Origin of the sequence: Bacillus sp. 3103sda1 (assembly GCF_024159135.1) — a bacterium.
GTDB lineage: Bacteria > Bacillota > Bacilli > Bacillales > Bacillaceae_G > Bacillus_A > Bacillus_A rhizoplanae.
In genome coordinates this window covers 1,276,347-1,295,938 of the sequence record NZ_JAMYWS010000001.1, presented here as the reverse complement: position 1 = coordinate 1,295,938, position 19,592 = coordinate 1,276,347, and the positions used below count along the sequence as shown (strand labels likewise).

At 36.8% G+C, this 19,592-nt stretch carries 21 protein-coding genes and 1 riboswitch; of the genes, 9 read left to right on the top strand and 12 right to left on the bottom strand.

Features of this window, described 5'->3' with window-relative positions; genetic code table 11:
• Positions 1-14: 14 nt before the first annotated feature.
• The 3 genes from phaC to phaR form a co-directional block, all read right to left on the bottom strand.
• Positions 15-1,100 (bottom strand): class III poly(R)-hydroxyalkanoic acid synthase subunit PhaC, encoded by a 1,086-nt coding sequence (gene phaC, locus NKR74_RS06495; protein ID WP_098310902.1) that lies wholly within the window; start codon positions 1,098-1,100, stop codon positions 15-17.
• An 82-nt stretch (positions 1,101-1,182) separates the two neighbouring features.
• Positions 1,183-1,926, bottom strand: a complete 744-nt coding sequence (gene phbB / locus NKR74_RS06490; RefSeq protein ID WP_098310903.1) for an acetoacetyl-CoA reductase — start codon at positions 1,924-1,926, stop codon at positions 1,183-1,185.
• Between the two features lie 152 nt (positions 1,927-2,078).
• Positions 2,079-2,564, bottom strand: a complete 486-nt coding sequence (gene phaR, locus NKR74_RS06485) for a polyhydroxyalkanoic acid synthase subunit PhaR (protein ID WP_098310904.1) — start codon at positions 2,562-2,564, stop codon at positions 2,079-2,081.
• Positions 2,565-2,758: 194 nt separating this feature from the next.
• Between phaR and phaQ the strand changes: the two genes are divergently transcribed.
• The 6 genes from phaQ to NKR74_RS06455 all read left to right on the top strand — a co-directional run bounded on the left by phaQ (position 2,759) and on the right by NKR74_RS06455 (position 6,984).
• Positions 2,759-3,208: a poly-beta-hydroxybutyrate-responsive repressor gene (gene phaQ, locus NKR74_RS06480; RefSeq protein WP_098310905.1), complete on the top strand. Its 450-nt coding sequence runs from the start codon at positions 2,759-2,761 to the stop codon at positions 3,206-3,208.
• A gap of 43 nt (positions 3,209-3,251) precedes the next feature.
• Positions 3,252-3,776 carry a polyhydroxyalkanoic acid inclusion protein PhaP gene (gene phaP / locus NKR74_RS06475; protein WP_253629032.1) on the top strand — a complete coding sequence of 175 codons (525 nt, stop codon included), beginning with the start codon at positions 3,252-3,254 and terminating at the stop codon, positions 3,774-3,776.
• A 101-nt stretch (positions 3,777-3,877) separates the two neighbouring features.
• The gene (locus NKR74_RS06470; RefSeq protein ID WP_098310907.1) at positions 3,878-4,321 is read left to right on the top strand and encodes a MaoC family dehydratase; all 444 of its coding nucleotides are present in this window, start codon (positions 3,878-3,880) and stop codon (positions 4,319-4,321) included.
• Positions 4,322-4,456: 135 nt separating this feature from the next.
• A complete protein-coding gene (locus NKR74_RS06465) occupies positions 4,457-4,642 on the top strand; it encodes an alpha/beta-type small acid-soluble spore protein (protein ID WP_020061915.1) in 186 nt (61 codons plus the stop codon).
• Positions 4,643-4,855: 213 nt separating this feature from the next.
• Positions 4,856-5,028, top strand: a riboswitch (yybP-ykoY riboswitch).
• Between the two features lie 86 nt (positions 5,029-5,114).
• On the top strand, positions 5,115-5,921 hold the full coding sequence (locus NKR74_RS06460; RefSeq protein ID WP_253629031.1) for a TerC family protein: 807 nt from the start codon (positions 5,115-5,117) through the stop codon (positions 5,919-5,921).
• Between the two features lie 214 nt (positions 5,922-6,135).
• On the top strand, positions 6,136-6,984 hold the full coding sequence (locus tag NKR74_RS06455; protein WP_098310909.1) for a formate/nitrite transporter family protein: 849 nt from the start codon (positions 6,136-6,138) through the stop codon (positions 6,982-6,984).
• A gap of 172 nt (positions 6,985-7,156) precedes the next feature.
• On the opposite strand, the gene NKR74_RS06450 is transcribed toward NKR74_RS06455, so the two are convergent.
• From NKR74_RS06450 to NKR74_RS06410, 9 genes are all read right to left on the bottom strand, one after another.
• A complete protein-coding gene (locus NKR74_RS06450) occupies positions 7,157-7,471 on the bottom strand; it encodes a cyclic-phosphate processing receiver domain-containing protein (protein ID WP_098310910.1) in 315 nt (104 codons plus the stop codon).
• 12 nt (positions 7,472-7,483) lie between these two features.
• Positions 7,484-8,200 carry a prepilin peptidase gene (locus tag NKR74_RS06445; RefSeq protein WP_253629030.1) on the bottom strand — a complete coding sequence of 239 codons (717 nt, stop codon included), beginning with the start codon at positions 8,198-8,200 and terminating at the stop codon, positions 7,484-7,486.
• 111 nt (positions 8,201-8,311) lie between these two features.
• Positions 8,312-9,022 (bottom strand): LutC/YkgG family protein, encoded by a 711-nt coding sequence (locus NKR74_RS06440; protein WP_253629029.1) that lies wholly within the window; start codon positions 9,020-9,022, stop codon positions 8,312-8,314.
• Positions 9,022-10,443, bottom strand: coding sequence for a LutB/LldF family L-lactate oxidation iron-sulfur protein (locus tag NKR74_RS06435; RefSeq protein WP_098310913.1), 1,422 nt, complete (start codon positions 10,441-10,443; stop codon positions 9,022-9,024). Before NKR74_RS06435 ends, NKR74_RS06440 begins: the two co-directional genes overlap by 1 nt.
• Before the next feature lie 18 nt (positions 10,444-10,461).
• On the bottom strand, positions 10,462-11,178 hold the full coding sequence (locus NKR74_RS06430; protein ID WP_098310914.1) for a (Fe-S)-binding protein: 717 nt from the start codon (positions 11,176-11,178) through the stop codon (positions 10,462-10,464).
• Positions 11,179-11,352: 174 nt separating this feature from the next.
• Positions 11,353-12,042: a FadR/GntR family transcriptional regulator gene (locus NKR74_RS06425; protein WP_255258176.1), complete on the bottom strand. Its 690-nt coding sequence runs from the start codon at positions 12,040-12,042 to the stop codon at positions 11,353-11,355.
• A 306-nt stretch (positions 12,043-12,348) separates the two neighbouring features.
• Entirely contained in the window at positions 12,349-13,740 is a 1,392-nt protein-coding gene (locus tag NKR74_RS06420; protein ID WP_253629028.1) for a sensor histidine kinase, read from the bottom strand.
• A gap of 1 nt (position 13,741) precedes the next feature.
• On the bottom strand, positions 13,742-14,413 hold the full coding sequence (locus NKR74_RS06415) for a response regulator transcription factor (RefSeq protein WP_098310917.1): 672 nt from the start codon (positions 14,411-14,413) through the stop codon (positions 13,742-13,744).
• On the bottom strand, positions 14,410-15,381 hold the full coding sequence (locus NKR74_RS06410) for a YncE family protein (RefSeq protein ID WP_253629027.1): 972 nt from the start codon (positions 15,379-15,381) through the stop codon (positions 14,410-14,412). The genes NKR74_RS06415 and NKR74_RS06410 overlap by 4 nt, the downstream gene beginning before the upstream one ends.
• A 138-nt stretch (positions 15,382-15,519) precedes the next feature.
• Between NKR74_RS06410 and NKR74_RS06405 the strand changes: the two genes are divergently transcribed.
• The 3 genes from NKR74_RS06405 to NKR74_RS06395 all read left to right on the top strand — a co-directional run bounded on the left by NKR74_RS06405 (position 15,520) and on the right by NKR74_RS06395 (position 19,497).
• Positions 15,520-16,635, top strand: a complete 1,116-nt coding sequence (locus NKR74_RS06405; RefSeq protein WP_253629026.1) for a CdaR family transcriptional regulator — start codon at positions 15,520-15,522, stop codon at positions 16,633-16,635.
• Between the two features lie 121 nt (positions 16,636-16,756).
• A complete protein-coding gene (gene glcD, locus NKR74_RS06400) occupies positions 16,757-18,169 on the top strand; it encodes a glycolate oxidase subunit GlcD (protein ID WP_253629025.1) in 1,413 nt (470 codons plus the stop codon).
• A complete protein-coding gene (locus NKR74_RS06395; RefSeq protein WP_253629024.1) occupies positions 18,166-19,497 on the top strand; it encodes a (Fe-S)-binding protein in 1,332 nt (443 codons plus the stop codon). The genes glcD and NKR74_RS06395 overlap by 4 nt, the downstream gene beginning before the upstream one ends.
• Positions 19,498-19,592 lie beyond the last annotated feature (95 nt).

Here is a 19,592-nt window from a genome sequence, read left to right as displayed (position 1 = left end):
ATAGAAGTTTCGTTTTACTTTGAACGCTCTTCAAGCCAATTACCAATTGTCGGATATGTTTGTTTCACTGCCGTTCCTCCATATACAATTGACATATGCCCTGTCGGAATACACACATATTGTTTATCTACACTAGAAATATGATCTAACAATGCTTCCACTTGACATGGAAGTGCAATATGATCACGTTGAGCAGAGATATTCAATACATTTGCTTTAATATTTTCTAATTTCACTTGTTGGCCGCGAATGATAAGTTCCCCTTTTACTAACTTATTCTTTTGGTAGAACTCACGAATCCATTGACGATATGCTTCTCCTGGAAACGGAATTCCATCCGCAACCCATTTTTGAACTAATCTCCAACTTTCTACAAACCGTTCGTTTTCTGAGCGATCAAGGAGCGCTACGTACGGACCTACAAAATTCGAAAGTGGTTTCAACATTTTATTTCCAAAGTCAATCATTTCTGGAGGGATATTTCCAAATGTATCAACTGCTTTATCTAAATTAAAATATTTTTCATCTAATAATGGTCCATATAAACCTGTATCAGAAAAGTCAAATGGGCTCGTCATGAAAATTAAATTACGAATTGGCATATGCGGATGAAGCGCAGCATAAATAGAAGTTAAGGTTCCACCCATGCAATAACCAAGAAGAGAAATTTCTTCCGCATTTGCTGTACGCAATACTTTTTTCACAGCTTTTGCAATGTAATCAAGAACAAAATCATCAAATTTCAAATGACTATCTTCTAAACCAAATGTTCCCCAATCTAGCATATACACATCAAAGCCACGGTCTACTAAGTATTCCACTAAACTATTCCCTGGCGTTAAATCCATAATATACGGCTTATTAATAAGAGCATAAATTAACAAAATAGGAACAGAATGTGTTTTTTCTTGTTTTGGAATGTAACGATATAACTTCGTTTTGTTTTTCGTCCAAATAACCTCTTTCGGTGTTAAGCCTACTTGCGGCTCTGGTTCACGAAGTAACACCTCACTTGCTCGTCTAAAGCGTTTATATGCTTTTTGATATTCCTCTGGATATAACTCTAATTGTTTTTCCCATTCCGTTCTTAATGTTGTCATTTTCACAACTCCTTTATTTTCATTTCTTTTAGAAAGAAAGAAGTGCATACCTATCATAGACATGCACTTCTTTGTTGTTAGATTACATATATAAACCGCCGTTAATATTTAATTGCTGTCCTGTAATGTACGCACCATCACGGCATAAATATACAACACCTTTTGCAATTTCATCTGCTTGACCGAAACGTTTCTTCGGAATTTTCGCTACGATTTGCTCACGAACGTTTTCCGGAACTTCTGCTACCATTTCCGTATCGATAAACCCTGGGCAAATTGCATTTACTGTTACATTCGTTCTTGCATACTCTAACGCTAAAGATTTTGTAAACCCAATCATACCAGCTTTTGCAGCTGAATAGTTCGTCTGCCCAAATCCACCAGCTTGTCCAATAATAGAAGAAATACTAATAATTCGTCCTTCTTCAGCTTCTGTTATGTATGGAAGTGCAGCACTTGTTGTATTGAATACGCTGCTTAAATTCACATCGATAACGCGATCCCAATCTTCACGGTTTAACTTTTTAAATGTACGATCTCTCGTAATACCAGCATTGTTAACTAAAATATCTACTTTTCCAAAATGCTGTACTGTTTCTTCTACAAGACGCTTTGCATCCTCTAATTTAGAAACATCCGCTTGACAAGCATATACATCATGTCCTTCTTTCGCTAGCTCATTCACAAGGTTCTCAGCAGCATCTTTACTGCTATTGTAATTAATCACTACTTTTGCACCTTCTGCTGCTAGTGCTACTGTAATTGCTTTTCCAATCCCCTTTGCTCCACCTGTTACGATTGCTACTTTTCCATGTAATTGAGCCATTTTTGCTCCCCCTTTGTTATAATTCGCGGCCACATGATGGATGAGCTTTGCCTAGATGAACACCGCAATGCATACATACATTTATAAATGATATACCGCCCTAGAAAGAGGTGCTCCCCGCCTCTTTCAGAACGAATATATATTTAACGAAATTATTTTTTATTATCGTTTTTAGCTTGTACCGCTGGTGCTGCTAGTACTGCTGGTACTTGTAACTTTGCTAATACTTCGTTTTGTTTTTCAAGCAGTTCAAAAATTTTATCTAATTTATTTTCTAATGTACGAATATCTTGTTTCACTTTTGTGACATCACGCTTTATTGTAGGAGATTGTCCAAGAGACTCTACCTTTTCTTCCAAAAACTCTTCGATATTGTCAACTTTGTTTTCTAAATTAATAACAAGAGAAGCAACTCTGGCAATATCTTCTTGCGTTGGGATATTCACTTTCTCTAAATATCCCTTTGTTGCATCATTCATCATCTTTTGATAAAACAAGTTCAAATCTAGAACGCTTCCCATCCATGCAGAATACTCTTCTGTCTTGACTGTTTCATTAAGCGTTTTTCCCCAAAACTTTTCTGTCTGTTCGTAAACTTCTTTCCAAGCTTGTAGTGGATCGAGTTTTTGTTCAATCACTTCTCCTACACTCCTTTATTTAGTTATTGGAACAATTCAATCTATTCATTATTTTCTAATATTCCGACTAAAAGTTCAAGTGTGTATTTATTTTTTATTTTCCAAAAATACATTGACAAAAAATACAGATAGGTGTAAATTGCACATATAAGAAAAAAATTCCATCTAACTGATTCATGAGGTGATGCACAATCATGCTACAAAATGAACCAGAAAAAAAAGAAAGTTTGGACACAACCCAAACGAAACAACCAAACTCCATGCCAAAAAACTTCTTAGTTCCATTCTTACTTCTCTGTCTTAAAGACTGGAGTCTTCACGGTTACAAACTCATTCAGATGCTAATGGATATTGGCTTTTCTTCTATTGATCAAGGTAATGTATATAGGACTTTACGCAAACTAGAAAAAGAAAACCTCATATCTTCTACTTGGGATACAAGTGAAGGAGGTCCAGCAAAACGAATTTATTCTTTAACGGAATATGGAGAGGAATATTTAACATCTTGCGCTACGTCATTTGAGCAATATCAAAAAATGCTTCGTACGTTTTTTAACCTGTACACAAGTGCATTCTTTCCATTTTCCAATGTTCCAACAAAGGATGAGAAATCTTCATCGTCTTTTGGTGACATAGCAGATTAATCTGCGTTCACAATATGTAAAAAATTTATTTGGGGGTCAAGTCATGGAAACGAAACCACACGAACTTGTTGATGCATTCTGGAAAAACTGGTCACACTCTCTTTCCCTTTTTTCTTCAGCGGGAAAACAAATGGAACAACTTACATTAGAAACATTGAAACATCAGCAGGAAGCTTTGCATAAATTAACAGAAAGTACAGAAGAAATCGAAAAAGAAATCCAGCAATTTTCAGCACAAGCAAACACGCAATATACTGAATATGTAAAGCAATTTGCTGGTAACTCCTTTAATGAACAAATTGACGGATGGCAAGAAAAATGGAATGAACTTTCTAGTCATATGCACCAACTTACTGTTTCTCCAACAAAAGCATCTTTGTCTTTACTTTCACAAACAAGCGGACAATTCGAAGAAGCAGTGAAACAACTGATTAGCCAACAACAACAACAACGTCAAGAGGTTCAAAAACAAATGGAGAGTTTTTTAGAAGAATTCAAATCCATGCAACTAGACCTCGTAAAAAAGTTCGAGGAAAACTCAAACAATCTATTCACTTCCATGAAATAAGAAAAATGTGGCAACTTACTGCAAAAAATACTCGTCTCTTTCTTTCTCCCCTTACATCGGGATGGCTCACATTTTTCAACATGGAAAAGAAGGAGGAAGAAATGAATCTTTTTCAAGAAGCAGAATCTGTCCATGAGCTTTATTATGATGAGATTCACATTGGTGATCAAGCTTCTTTAACAAAAACGATTACAGACGAAGATATTGTTACTTTTGCAAAACTTACCGGTGACGTAAATCCAATTCATTTGCTTGATTCTTTTGCAAAAACAACGATGTTTAAAGAACGTATTGCTCACGGTATGCTCGTATCTAGCTTTATTTCAACAATACTCGGAACAAAGCTTCCAGGGAAAAATACCATTTATTTATCTCAAAATATGGCATTCCGTGCTCCTGTAAAAATTGGGGATACGTTACGTGTTGTGGCTGAAGTAATTGAAAAACGCGATGACAAAAGAATTATTACGTTACAAACAAATGTATATAATCAATACGATAAAGTTGTTGTTGAAGGTACAGCAACTGTCCTGAAAAAAGAGTAGCGCTGCTACTCTTTTTCATTTCATCCAAGAACTGTTAGTATGACCGATTACTTCCGCGTATGAGTGAAAACAGAACACATACAATAACATTATCAGCTATCATAAGCTGAAAATAGAAAAAGGGGTATATCTAACATGGCGAAAACAAATAAACTACTTGTCCCTGGCGCTGAACAAGCACTAGAACAATTTAAGTATGAAATTGCTCAAGAATTTGGCGTGAATTTAGGCTCTAACACAGCTTCTCGCTCTAACGGATCTGTTGGCGGTGAAGTAACAAAACGTCTCGTTTCACTTGCACAACAACAATTACGCGGATAATTAATCAAATAAATAATGGATTTGAGGCAGATATTCTCTGCCTCTTTTCTTTTGCCTGTAGAAAGTATGTAAAGTTCAACTTCCATCAGTGGGGGTTTTTTCATCCCCCCTGATGGTTAGTTGAACCAATCCCGCATAAACGTTAAATATCTGAGCAAAAATTTTTTAACTGGTTGACAAACATTAACAGTTCTTATATATTATACATAACAGCATATTTCCAAAGGGGAGTAGCGTCAGAGAAAATATTCTCTGAAACAAAGTCGTCATTACGTGGAACTATGTTCCTCCGGCTTTGTTGGCATATTTTATTACATATGTCTAGCAAGACCTTTGCCTATTAACGGCAGAGGTCTTTTTTGTGTTCTTTTTGAAATTTCTCTGCCATTGGTAGAGCTTATTTTGGGGAAGCTAAACAATGGGGAATTTTCTTCTTTTGTTTAGCACATATACAAACGAGAGGAGAATGTAAATGGATCTATCTTTATTATTGGAGTATGGTTGGGTATTACTTATTTTAGTTGTTTTGGAGGGAATTTTAGCAGCAGATAACGCACTCGTCCTTGCTATTATGGTAAAACATTTACCTGAAGAAAGACGTAAAAAAGCCTTATTTTATGGGCTTGCAGGAGCCTTTGTATTTCGCTTTGGATCGCTGTTTATAATTTCATTTCTTGTCGATGTATGGCAAGTACAAGCGATTGGTGCCATCTATTTAATGTTTATTGCTGGTAACCATCTTGTAAAAACTTATGTAAAAAAGAATGCAGCGCACGAAGAAACAGAGAAAAAAGAGACAGAGAAAAAACAAGAAAACTTTTGGTGGACTGTATTTAAAGTAGAGGTTGCTGATATTGCGTTTGCTATTGACTCTATTTTAGCGGCTGTTGCATTAGCTGTGACATTACCGAAAACAAATCTTGGTACGATCGGTAGCCTCGATACAGCACAGTTTTTCGTTATTTTCACAGGTGGTATGATTGGATTAATCATTATGCGCTTTGCCGCATCTGCTTTCGTAAACTTACTGAAACGTAAACCTGGGTTGGAAACTGCTGCATTCACGATTGTAGGTTGGGTTGGTGTGAAATTAGCAGTTCATACGTTGGCTCACCCTGCATTAGGTGTGATTCCACATGAATTCCCAGAATCAGCTACTTGGAAAATTATATTTTGGACTGTATTGCTTGGAATTGGTGCATGTGGCTGGTTCTTATCAAAAGAAACAACGCCAAATGTACAACAAGATTCGAAAAAATATAACGAAAAAGCGCTGTAATTTCAGCGCTTTTTCCTTTTTCTTTGAAAATGACCGAACTTTCTTAATCATTGAAAACACACTATATTATATAACATAAATGTTAACGTTTTCATTAAAATCATGTCCTTTTTGTGAAATATTGCACAAACTTATTGAAAGTATGAACAAATACGTGTACTTTATTCATATCAAGAGTATTTATAAACGATGGATTAAAGGAGCGTAATGACTTATGCTAGAACAAGGAGTAGCTTACCTTGTGCAGCTTGCAAAGAAGAAAAAACAAATGCTAGATAACAATCCAATGCAATATTTTCTTCGTGCTGCACTTGCTGGTATCTATATTGGTTTTGTTATTGTACTATGTTTTAAATTAGGGAATTTCTTTCATGATGCACATTCACCCGCAACTTATTTAGCATCTTCTATGTTTTTTGGAATCGCACTCATTTTAATTCTTTATGGCGGTGCTGAATTATTTACAGGAAATACAATGTATTTCACAGTTGCAACTTTGCGAAAAGAGACAACGATTGGTGATACATTACGTAACTGGGGTGCTTGTTATGCAGGTAACTTAGTAGGGGCAATATTTTTTGCAGCACTCTTCTATGCGACTGGTATTTTTGAAACGATTAGTCACAATCACTTATTAAATGAAGTTGTCGGAGGAAAGATGGGCGCATCAACAATGCATCTATTTTTTAAAGGTATTTTATGTAACTGGCTCGTTTGTCTTGCATGTTTCCTTCCTTCTCAAGTAAAGGGAGATACAGCAAAAATACTTACGATAATGCTTATTGTCTTTACATTTTTCTTATCTGGATATGAACATAGCATCGCAAATCTATCACTATTTACAATTGCTTTAGTATCACCACACCCTGATACAATTTCTTTTGCGGGTGCAATTCATAACTTAATTCCAGTTACAATTGGGAATATTATTGGCGGATCGGTGTTTGTCGGCATGGTGTATCATTATTTGACTATAACAAAAAGTAACCCAGAATCTACAGAAGATGGAATAATTTCCACACAAACTGAAGAAATTATTCCATTACAAGTACATGTAAAATAAAATTTTAATCAGTGGAGGGTCTTCATTCTCCACTGATTATTAGCTGAACTACTCAAGCACATACCAGCAGTTATCCCCTACTACCTTCTTTACTTTCGCTGAATTTTGAGGTAGGGGTATTACTGATGAACATCAAAAATATGCATTCCAATCAACTTGGAATGCATATTTTTTAATAACTCCCGACGCATTTTATTATAATAGACGCAGAAATTTCTCCTGATTCTTTTCCTTTTTGTATTCGATTTAACATATAATGTTGTCCAATCGTATCATTCGTATGTAAATGAATTTTCTCTACATGTAAGCCTTCCTTACAAAATATATCTATGAAATACAATCCGTTTTTTTGCCGCAATCCCATATTATAATCGAGCGATAACGTATGTACCCTATTATTCCGAACAAAATCCAGCGCCTGCTCGACTGTGGTAGCTAGCATAAAGCCAGCTGGACACGGCCTTTGATCATCCATATATACGTTCATCTAATCCCTCCTCTACATACACATACTATATGAACATACTGTTCCAAGCGCAATAAATGGTGCAAAAGGAAGCGGTTCTTTATAAGTCATGCGCCGAATAATAACAGAAATAGTAAGAAAGCAAAGACCAAATAATGAAGAGAAACAAAGTGACAGTAGTATTGCTTTTGTTCCAACTACAAATCCAAGTAAAATGAACAATTTGACATCTCCACCGCCAATACCTGCTGGATGAATTACTTGAATAATATATAAGAACACAAACATAACCGCTGCTCCCAGTAATCCATCCCACCATGGGGAAAGCGGTATAAAAAAACGCTCTATTACAAATAGCCCTGCAAAAAAGAATAAAATACGATTTGGAATTACCATATAGAGAAGATCTGTGATGGTAACAATGAAAAGAAGTGATAATAGAGTCCAAACAATAATAAGCTGCTCACTAGGACCGATAAAAAACGCTGTAAAGAAAAACGATATACCTGCAATACCCTCAAATAGCGGATGAAAAGGTGAGATTTTTATATCACAATGTGTGCACCGTCCTTTTTGTATACAAAATGATACAATAGGAATCAACTCTTTTACTTGTAATACATAATGACAATGCGAACAGTGTGAGCGCGGTTTTATAATGGAATAACCGAGTGGAATACGATAGGCAATGACTTGATAAAAAGAACCTAGTATCAAGCCAGCGAAAAAAGCATATACATAAAATAGCATTTCGCCATCTCCTTTCGCACCTAATATAGCAAAAAAGTTGAACATGTTGTATTTTCAAAAACTTATCTTTATCTATAAAAAAACAGACCTTTACTAGGCCTGTTTTTCCATTTATACAACAAAATAAAATGCTTTTAATGGTCCATGTACACCAACGACAAGGTTCATTTCAATGTCAGCAGAGTTACTTGGTCCTGTAATAAAGTTAATACAAGAAGCTGGTGCTTCTCCATTTTCTACACGTGTATTTAAATCATGTACCGCTTGTGTAATACGCGGTACTAATGTTTCACGTGGAATAATAGCTACGTAAATAGTTGGTAAGAAGTGTAGTGAACGTCCTCTTCCTTTATGACTTTGCACTACAATTGTACCAGATTCCGCTAACGTATAATCACTAAACGAAATTCCGATATTTGCTTTTTCCGCTAGCTTCATGTTTTCATCTTTCTTCTCGGGATCCCAAGTATTCACTTCTACGTTTTCGCCTGGAAGTTCCGCTCCAAACAGTTGTTGTAATCCATACTCTTCAAAACGATCATCTTGAGATAACATAATTGGCCCGCCGCCATTTTCTGTGATAACTTTCTTGATCGCTGCACTTAATTCATCTCTATTCGTTTCAATGACAGTCGTATGAATGTTGTTACATTGTTTCTTAAATACTTCTAATAGTTCTCCTTGTGAGTAATCGTTTAACGTCTCTAAATTCACATTATTTTTCCATTTAGGGCGCTGTACACCTTCTGTTTTACGCTCACGTCCAAGTTGTTTTGCGACATTCTCTAAAAATGAATCACGATTTTGAATCGTTCCTGCCATTAGTTATTCCCGCCTTTCTTATGCTCTTTATACCAATCACGGAATCTTTCTTTGCTTGGAGCTGGGAATTCGCGAATCTCCGTCCAATTTTTAAGCGGTCCCACACCTTTAGAAACGCGGTTTCCAGATGTGAATGGGCTCATTGCAGCCGGCGCCATTTTAGATCCCATTTTGTATAAAGCAGCAGAAGAAGCACCCATACTAAACATCTTCATCGCAAGCTTTTCTGCAAGCGGTGCACGTCCTTCTTTTTCCACAATTACTTGACGATGTTTTAATAACAAGTCATGTAATGGAATTTTTACCGGACAAGCTTCTGTACATGCTCCGCATAAACTAGACGCATATGGAAGTTCTTTATAATCATCATATCCACCTAAAAGCGGTGTTAATACCGCACCAATTGGACCTGAATAAATTGATCCGTAAGAGTGACCACCAACATGACGATATACAGGACATACATTCACACACGCCGCACAGCGAATACATTGCAGCACTTGACGAAATTCAGAACCTAAAATTTCAGAACGACCATTATCTACAACAACTAAATGGAACTCTTCAGGTCCATCTACTTCGTCTTCTTGAATTGGTCCTGCTACTGTTACATAACTTGTTAGCTTTTGACCAACAGCACTACGGCAAAGTAAACCAACAAGAACATCAAGCTCTTCCATTGTTGGAACCATACGTTCCATACCCATTACTGCAATTTGCGTTTTCGGGATAGACATCACAAGGTCTGCGTTACCTTCATTTGTTACTAAACAAAGAGAACCTGTGTTAGCAACTGCAAAGTTACATCCTGTTACGCCAATTTCTGCATCCATAAATTTTTCACGAAGAATTTTACGAACGAATTTCGTCATTTCATATGGATCATCAGAGTTTTCATATCCTAATTTTTCTTTAAACACACCTTGAATTTGCGTTCTATTTTTATGAAGTGCTGGTGCAACAATGTGAGATGGTGGATCATTGTCTACTTGTAAAATGTATTCCCCTAAGTCACTCTCAACGACCTCACAGCCGATTTCTTGAAGTACATGGTTCATACCGATTTCTTCTGTTACCATTGATTTTGATTTAACTACTTTTTTCGCTTGTTTCTTTTCAGCTACTTGTTTAATATACTCAGCTGCTTCTTCCTTCGTTTTCGCAAAGAAAACATGGCCGCCTCGTTTTGATACATTTTCACTCAGCTGCATTAAATAATAATCTAAATTTTCTAGCGTATGCTGACGAATTTGTTCACCAAGGTCACGCCACTCTTCCCAGTTTCCTAATTCATCAGCTGCCTCTAAACGTTTTGTGTATAGACGCGTTTGTGCAGACGATACTGCTCCGCGCATAAATGAATCTTGAAGATTTTCGCCAACACGATCATTAAATTTTTTATCACTAGTTTTCATAGACATAGCTTACTTCCCCCTCCATCAGCGGCTATTCAATACTTCAGCAATATGCATCACTTTTACATTTTTTCCTAAACGCTCGATACGCCCGCCAATGTTTAACAAACACCCACAGTCTGCTCCAATTAAATAATCTGCTCCAGTTTCCATGACACTGTCGACTTTTTCATCTACCATTTGCTCAGAAATTGGTGTCATTTTTACTGAGAACGTTCCCCCAAAACCGCAACAATTTTGTACATTTGGTAGTTCTTTCACTTCTAGACCTTTCACATTTGATAGTAAAATGCCTGGAGCTTCTTTTACTCCTAGTAAACGTGTCATATGACAAGATTTATGAACCGTTGCTACGCCATCCAAGCGGGCACCAACGTCAGTAACTTTTAACACATCAACAATAAATTGTGTCAGTTCATATGTTTTTTCAGCTACTTTTTTCGCACGTGGTCCCCATTCTGGATCATCTTTAAATACGTGTGGATACTCGTGAAACATTGTCGCACAAGAACCAGAAGGTGTAACGATATACTCAGCGTTTTCAAATGTGCTAATCATATGCTTCATTGCTTCTTTTGCTGCTTCTACGTGGCCGCTATTGTAAGCTGGTTGTCCACAACAAACTTGCGCTTCTGGAAATTCAATTTCACAACCTAATCGCTCTAAAATTTCAACCGTTGCTTTGCCGACATTTGTTTCAAACATATCGACTAAGCATGTAACAAATAATGTAACTTTCATATTATAGTTCCCCCTCATTTCAACTCAGCCAACAATCATATGGTCATCAGATGACTTAGTAAAAAGAAAGAAGCGAAACATAAACTGCTCATGTTCATTCTTTCTTCTATTTAGAAAACGCTTACTTATTCTTTCTCTATTTTATCAAAAAAATAAAATTTTGAAAGTATAATATTACGAATTTGTTTTCTCGATGCCTGTGACCATACATTCCACATTCGTTAGGTGATCTTGCATCGCTTGCTGCGCTGCTTCAATATCATTCTCTAACACTGCTTCATAAATTTTCCGATGCTCTTCTAGAAGTCTTTCTGCTGTTGTTTGTTCACCATATAAAATAATTCGTCTTGTTTCACCAATTGCTTCAGCGATCATTTCAGAAACATGGTTCATCAATTCTAACAAAATATTGTTGTGTGAAGCTTCTGCAATTGCCATATGGAAATGAAAATCTGCTTTTTCACCAGCATTTTCATCTCCTACGCTTTTTTGCATCTCATCTAACCAATGCTGCATATTGTGTAAATTTTCTTCTGTACGTTTTACTGCCGCCGCACGAGCCGCTCCTACTTCAAGCACTTTCCGTACTTCCAATAAATTCACAATATCCTCTTGTTTCATTAATAGAGTTGTATTTAATGACGCTGTTAAAGAAGATGGATCGAAATTCTTCACATACGTGCCTTCCCCTTGTTTCATCTCAATTAAGCCCATTGCTCGCAAGGCACTTAACGCTTCGCGCACAGCAGATCTGCCAACTTGAAACTGCTCTGCCAATTGATGAACAGGAAGAAGTTTGTCACCAGGCTTTAGTGTACCATTTTTAATCATTGCTAAAATGGCTTCCGATACTTCTTCGTAAATTTTTTTCGGCTTAATAGATTTGTATTCCAGTTGTATCACCCCAGTATCATCCAAACAACAATGACAACAATTTATCCTGCGCTAACGGGCAGTAGGACTCCCACCTCAAGATTCTGAGAAGTCAAAGAAGATAGGCGAGAGATAACTGCTAGCATGCGCCGGATTCGTTCAACTAACCATCGGCAGGAAGATAAACCGTCTCCCCACTGCTGTAAGTTTCACTTTATATAGAAAATAGCATCCATATCTATTTTAGAACTAAATACACAGAAGTACAAACATTTTGTTCATAAAATGGACAAAAATTTATTCCGAAGAGATAATTGGTAAATAAATCGAAATTTTCGTTCCTCTGCCTTCTTCACTTTCAATATGCCACGTTCCGCCGTGAATGTGCACAATTTGTTTTACAATCGCAAGTCCTAGTCCCGTTCCACCATTATGGCGGCTTCTTGCTTTATCGACTCGGTAAAAACGTTCACCCAGTTTTTCAAGATGTTCCGGACCAATGCCAATCCCGGTATCTATGATTTGCAATTTACATTGCCCTGCCTGTTGTTCTACTTGCACATAAATAGCACCTTTTTCACCTGTATAGCGAATAGCATTATCTAATACATTATGAAGCACTTGTTGCATCCTATCTTCATCAATATTGACAATAATATCTGGATCAAGAGTTGTATGCAGTACAATTTGTTTTTCAATCACTTGTAATTCATACGTCTCTAGTACATCTTCAATTAACTGCGCAAATACAATAGGCTGCTTTTTAAGAGGAAAACGCTCTCCTTCAAGCTGTGCTAAATCCAGCAAGTCATGAACAAGCCGTTGCATGCGCCCTGCTTCTTTATGAACAAGCTGGGTGAATTTTAATTGCTGCTCTCCTTTTGCTACTCCATCAATAATCGCTTCACTATATCCTTTAATATAACTAAGCGGAGTTCGAAGCTCATGTGACACATTTGCTAAAAATTCTTTTCGCTGCACATCCTCTTCTTCTAATGAACTTGCCATCTTATTGAACGCTTTGCCAAGTTTTCCAATTTCATCTTCTGATGAAATCGTAATCCGCTGCGAAAAATCTCCTTTTGCCATATGATGTGCGACCCGTTCCATTTGTGAAAGCGGCTTTGTAATTGTAATGACAATCTTTCGTCCAATCCATACAGTTAGCACAATCATTACAAGGGCAAGAGGAGCTAAAATGAGTCCCATTTCATAAATTAAATCTTTAATGCTCTTTAAAGGAAGATAAGAATATACAATGCCAACTAGCTTTTTATTGTCTAACACAGGAATAACGACACCCATAATGTTACGATGAAAGTGTTCTTCATACCCAATCTTCGTAATCGTATTTCCTTCTAGTAATGTTTGTCGGTCATTCTCACTAATAATTGAATTGTAATGAACATCAAATGGAAGACATGCACTTAAATCACGCGGATTGCTAACAAACAGTACATCTGCGCTCGCAATTTTATCGAATGATTTTACCTTTTCTTCAAATACATCTACGGGCTCATCTGCTCTATATTGCGCCACAAGACGATTTCCCTCTGCTTTTAATGTCTCTTCAATATTTTGAACATATAATTTCTCATACGAATACAGCGAGACAAAATATAAAAACGAAACTGTTACACACACAGCACATGCAACTGTAAGCCATAACTTTTGTACCATCGTAAGCATCTTACACCTCAAATTTATAGCCTACGCCCCAAACAGTTTGAATACAATTCCCCTGTTCTTTAAGCTTTAAGCGCATTGTTTTCACATGTGTATCAACTGTTCGAGTGCTGCCAGCGTAATCATAGCCCCAAACTTTTTCAAGCAATTGCTCTCGGCTAAATACTTGGCCATTATGTTGACAAAGAAAATAAAGTAAATCAAATTCTTTAACAGTTAATGAAATACTCTCATTTTCTATTTCAACGCGGCGACTTTTTTCATTAACTACAATCGGTCCAAATTCCATCTCTTCTTGCTCTTCATATTTCGTATATCTCCTTAATACCGCTTCCATACGTGCAATTAACTCTCCTGGGCTAAATGGTTTCACAATATAATCATCTGCCCCCGTCCGCAGTCCATTTACACGATTCCACTCTTCCCCTTTTGCTGTCAAAAAGATAATTGGAATATCTGATGTTTTTCGGATTTCTTTACATACCGCAATCCCATCCATTTCTGGCATCATGATATCTAAAATAACAAAATCAAAGTCTTCTGTTTCCAGTATGTGCAGTGCCTGTTTTCCATTCTGGGCTTCTTTCCACTCATAACCAAAGTTATCTAAATACATACCAACAAGCTGCCTCATATCACTTTCATCATCAACAAGTAATACTTTATACTTACTCATTTCTTCTCCCCTACTCTTTGCACAAATTGAAATGGCCCTTTACCAACCGAAATCGTCTGTTTTATTTTCATTTCGTTTAAATCTACAACGTACACTTCATCACTATCATAGCTCGCAACATACCCTTCATTGCCGATTTGCCAAAATGCAAATGGATTCGACCCTACTTCAAGAGAATCTACTTCTTTATACGTTTTTCCATCGAACTTTCTCAGCGTGCTAGATCCGTGGCTAAGTACATAAATAAATTGTTGATCTGCAGACAAGTTAATTGGCATAAATGGTGCATCTAACGATTGAAGCATTTCGCCATCTTCGAGAGAATACTCAAGTACTTTTTCATTTACTTGTTTACCGTCACCGTGTCCACCAATAAAGATGTCCTTTCCATCTTTGCTAAGAACCGCACCAGTTGAAGCCGGCGGAATCATAAAAGAGTTCACAACCTTTTTTTGTTTCACATCAATGCTAGACAATTTCGTATCATAAAAATTGAGAACATATAACATCTTATTATGTTGCACCATGGTAAGCGGGCCTTTCCCCACCGAAATACTTTCTTTTTCTTTTCCATCGGTTGTGAAAATACGAATTTTTTGCTGATTTTGATCCGCTAGGAACAATTCTTTTCCATTTTCAGATAATAAGATGTTTGCTATTCCTTTTCCTGTATTCCATTTCTCAAGCTGCTTTCCATCTTTTAAAGAATACACATATATATAATCTAGTTGCTTACCATACACAAGCAAACGATTCCCGTCTGGTAACAACGTTGTTCCCATAATAGGTTCATTTAAATGCCACGTTGTAATTGTTTTTTTCGTATCAGTATCAATAAAGCTAATACTTCCTTCTTTTATATTTGTCGTAATGAGAAGATCCCTTTTTGGATCAATAGACTGATAAGCCCCTCCCTTACACCCTGTAAGTAATAGTACGATACAAAGTGAAATAAACCACTTTTTCAAAAGATTACCTCCATTATGGACAGTTTCGATATACTTGTAAAATAGCAAATAATTGTGAGGAAAGTGTGAAATCTTTTTTCTTTATCATAATCACTATATAATGGTAAAACAAATTTAAAAATAGTGGGTGTTAAAAGTATGCTATTTCCCGATCTAGCAAATAAAATTGTCCGTGAAGTACGAAGACTCATTACCGAAAATATTATCATTATTGACATAAACGGAACAATTATCGCAAGTACAGACCAGGAAAGGCTTGGAAGCTTTCACGAAGGAGCTCTTCGCTGTGCGGAGCAAAAAAGGACGGTAATTATTACAAATGAAGATGAACAGAGCTTATGCGGCGTAAAAGCAGGCATCAACCTCCCTCTCCTCTTTCACGATGAAGTGATTGGTGTAATTGGAATTACAGGAGATCCTGAAAATATTTCACAGTACGGAGAAATATTACGGAAAATGACTGAGCTATTAATTCACGAAAACTATTTTGTAGAACAATTAGAGCTTGAACAGCGCTCATACGAAGCATTCGTATTTGATTGGCTCCAAGGTACTGATTGGTCCTCTAGCTTCTTAGACCGCGCCAAAACCCTTGGAATTGATTTACAAAAAAAGCAACAACTCATTTTACTTTCATATAATCAAGATGATTCGATGCTCCAGCGGAAAATTTGGCAACATATACGCAACCTTTTACCAAAACAAGACTTGTTTGTACGCTGGGGCAACGACCGCTTTATTTTATTTCAGTCGTCTAAAACAAAAAAAGAAACATTTCAATTTTTAAAGCGATTAAAATATGAATGTGAAACATTATTTCCTATTATATTAAGCATCGGTATTGGACAAGCAGTTGCACCAAGTGAGATGCACCACTCTTATGAACAAGCACTCCGAGCACTTACTGTTTCTCAAAAAACGACAGACATTGTTTTTAATGAAGATTTGCGCTTAGAAATGTGTCTTCAGGATATTACTCCCCGTACGCGTGAAGCATTTTTACAACGCACCATTCATAAACTTCATACAGAAACTGAATTGCTTGAAACATTGCGTTTATTTATCGAAAACAATCAATCGTATAAACAAACAGCGGAAATACTTCATATTCATATCAATACATTGCATTACCGCTTAAAAAAAATTGAAGAACACACCGAATTAGATCCAAAGCAAATAAAGGATTTAGTCATTTTATATTTCGCCCTACTCTTATTAGATAATCATCCAAAAAAAGAAGGGAAAATAGGATAATATTTGTTTATTCACACATAGCGGGAGCCCCCGCTTTTTTTTATCATAAAAATAGAAAAACACTATGACAAAGTTTGTATTCGAAAAAACTTTGCATAACAGTTTGAGGGGGATTTTCAGTATGTTAAAACAACAAATTGTTGATGCACTCGTATCCATTGTTGGTAAAGAGAATGTAGATACGTCTAACACGGGACGTTTAACGTATAGTTACGATGCGACTCCAAACTTTCAGGCAATGCCAGATGCCGTTGTCGCACCTCGTAATACGCAAGAAGTAGCAGAAGTTTTAAAAATATGTAACGAACATAAGATTCCTGTATACGTACGCGGCTCTGGAACGAATCTTTGCGCAGGAACTTGTCCGCTAGAAGGTGGAATCGTCCTTATTTTCCGCCATATGAATCGCATTTTAGAAATTGATGAAGAAAATTTAACAATTACAGTGCAAGCTGGTGTCATTACATTAGATATTATTAAAGCTGCTGAGGAAAAAGGATTATTTTATCCACCAGATCCAAGCTCGATGAAAATTTCAACAATCGGGGGAAACATTAATGAAAATTCTGGTGGTTTACGCGGTTTAAAATACGGGGTAACGCGTGATTATGTTATGGGACTTGAAACAGTTCTACCAAATGGTGATATTATTCGCACAGGTGGAAAATTAGCAAAAGATGTAGCTGGCTATGATTTAACACGTTTATTTATTGGATCTGAAGGAACACTTGGCGTCGTAACAGAAGCAATTTTAAAACTTGTCCCAATGCCAGAAACGAAAAAAACAATGCTAGCTTTATATCAAGATATTAATGAAGCTGCACGTGCTGTTTCTGCGATTATTGCAAACAAAATTATTCCCGCAACATTAGAATTTTTAGATCAACCGACCATTGAAGTCGTAGAAGAATTTGCTCAAATCGGCTTACCAACAGATGTAAAAGCCGTTCTGCTCATTGAACAAGATGGTTCTCCGGAAGTAGTAAACCGTGATATTGAAAAGATGGCAAACATTTGCCGTTCTCTTCATGCTGTTGATGTTCGCGTTGCAAAAGATGAAATAGAAGCAGATGCACTTCGCACAGCACGCCGCAGTGCGCTATCTGCATTAGCACGATTAAAACCAACAACAATTTTAGAAGATGCAACAGTGCCTCGTTCGCAAATTGCACCGATGGTCGAAGCAATTAATGAAATTGCAAAAAAATATAACATTCCCATTTGTACATTTGGTCATGCTGGTGACGGTAACCTCCACCCTACTTGTATGACAGATGCTCGTAATGAAGAAGAAATGCACCGTGCGGAACAAGCCTTTGCAGAGATCTTCGCAAAAGCGATTGAACTTGGCGGCACCATTACAGGTGAACATGGCGTTGGTGCGATGAAGGCTCCTTACTTGGAGCTAAAGCTTGGTAAAGAAGGCATTGCTGCGATGAAAGCTATTAAGCAAGCATTTGATCCAAACAATATTATGAATCCTGGTAAAATATTTGCAAAAGACTCTCGTAAAAGAGTGGTGGCTCAGCAATGACTACATTAAATACAGAACAAATTCAAAAAGAATTTAAAGAACGTTTAAATGAAGATGAACTGCTGAACTGTATGCGCTGCGGCTTTTGTTTACCAACATGTCCAACCTACATTCAATCTGGGTTTCAAGAATCACACTCTCCGCGCGGACGCATTGCGTTAATGAAAGCAGTCGTTGATGGCTTAATTGAACCAGATGAAGACATAGAAAACACGCTAAATGTTTGTCTTGGCTGCCGCGCTTGTGAACCCGTTTGTCCATCGGGCGTTAATTATGGACATTTATTAGAAGAAGCACGTGATATTATAAATCAAAACAAAACATTCTCTATCCCAGTCAAAGCTGTTCGTAAAATTGTCTTTGAAGGGTTATTCCCTCATCAAAATCGTATGCGGACATTAACAGGACTGATTGGGTTTTATCAGCGTTCCGGCTTACAAACATTCACACATAAAACAGGGATTATGAAGTTATTCCCTCAAACATTAGCAACAATGGATCTCGTTCTTCCAAAAGTACCAAAAATGAAAGAAATGAAAAATCGGCCTGAATTTTTACCAGCAAAAGCAATAACGAAAAAACGTGTTGCTTTCTTTACTGGCTGTTTAATGGATACAATGTTCTTAGAAACAAATAATGCGACAATGAAACTATTGCAAATTGCAGGTTGTGATGTCGTCATTCCAAAAGATCAAAATTGCTGCGGGGCCCTGCACGGCCATGCTGGTGAAAAGAGCGGTGCAAAAGAGCTTGCGAAGAAAAACATTCAAGCATTTGAAGACTTAAAAATTGATTATATTATTACAAATGCTGGTGGCTGCGGAGCCTATTTAGTTGATTACGACTATTTATTAAAAGATGATCCAGAATGGGCAGACCGTGCAAAACAATTTGTTGCGAACATTAAAGATATTTCTTCTATATTAGTAGAATTAGATTTTCATAAACGCACCGACTTACGTCTGCCACCGCAAGTCATTACGTATCAAGATTCTTGTCATTTACGAAACGTGATGCGTACATCTTCTGAACCTCGCAAGCTATTACAAGCGATTCAAGGCGTAACTTATAAAGAAATGAAAGATGCCGATCGTTGCTGTGGTTCAGCTGGTATTTATAATATTGTACATTCTGAACTATCAATGGAGTTTTTAGACTACAAAATGGAACGAGTTCATGAAACCGAAGCAACAACAATTGTAACAGCAAATCCTGGCTGTTTATTACAAATGAAACTTGGTATTGAACGTGAGGGTCTTTCTCATAAAATGCAAGGAGTTCATATTGTAGACTTATTACTTGAAGCAGTAACACAAAAAGAACGATAATTTTAAATGAAAGACGGACGTACCTTTCTCTATTAAAGATACGCCCGTCTTTTTTATCGTCTACAACATTAAAAGTATGTTACTGTATCGTAAAA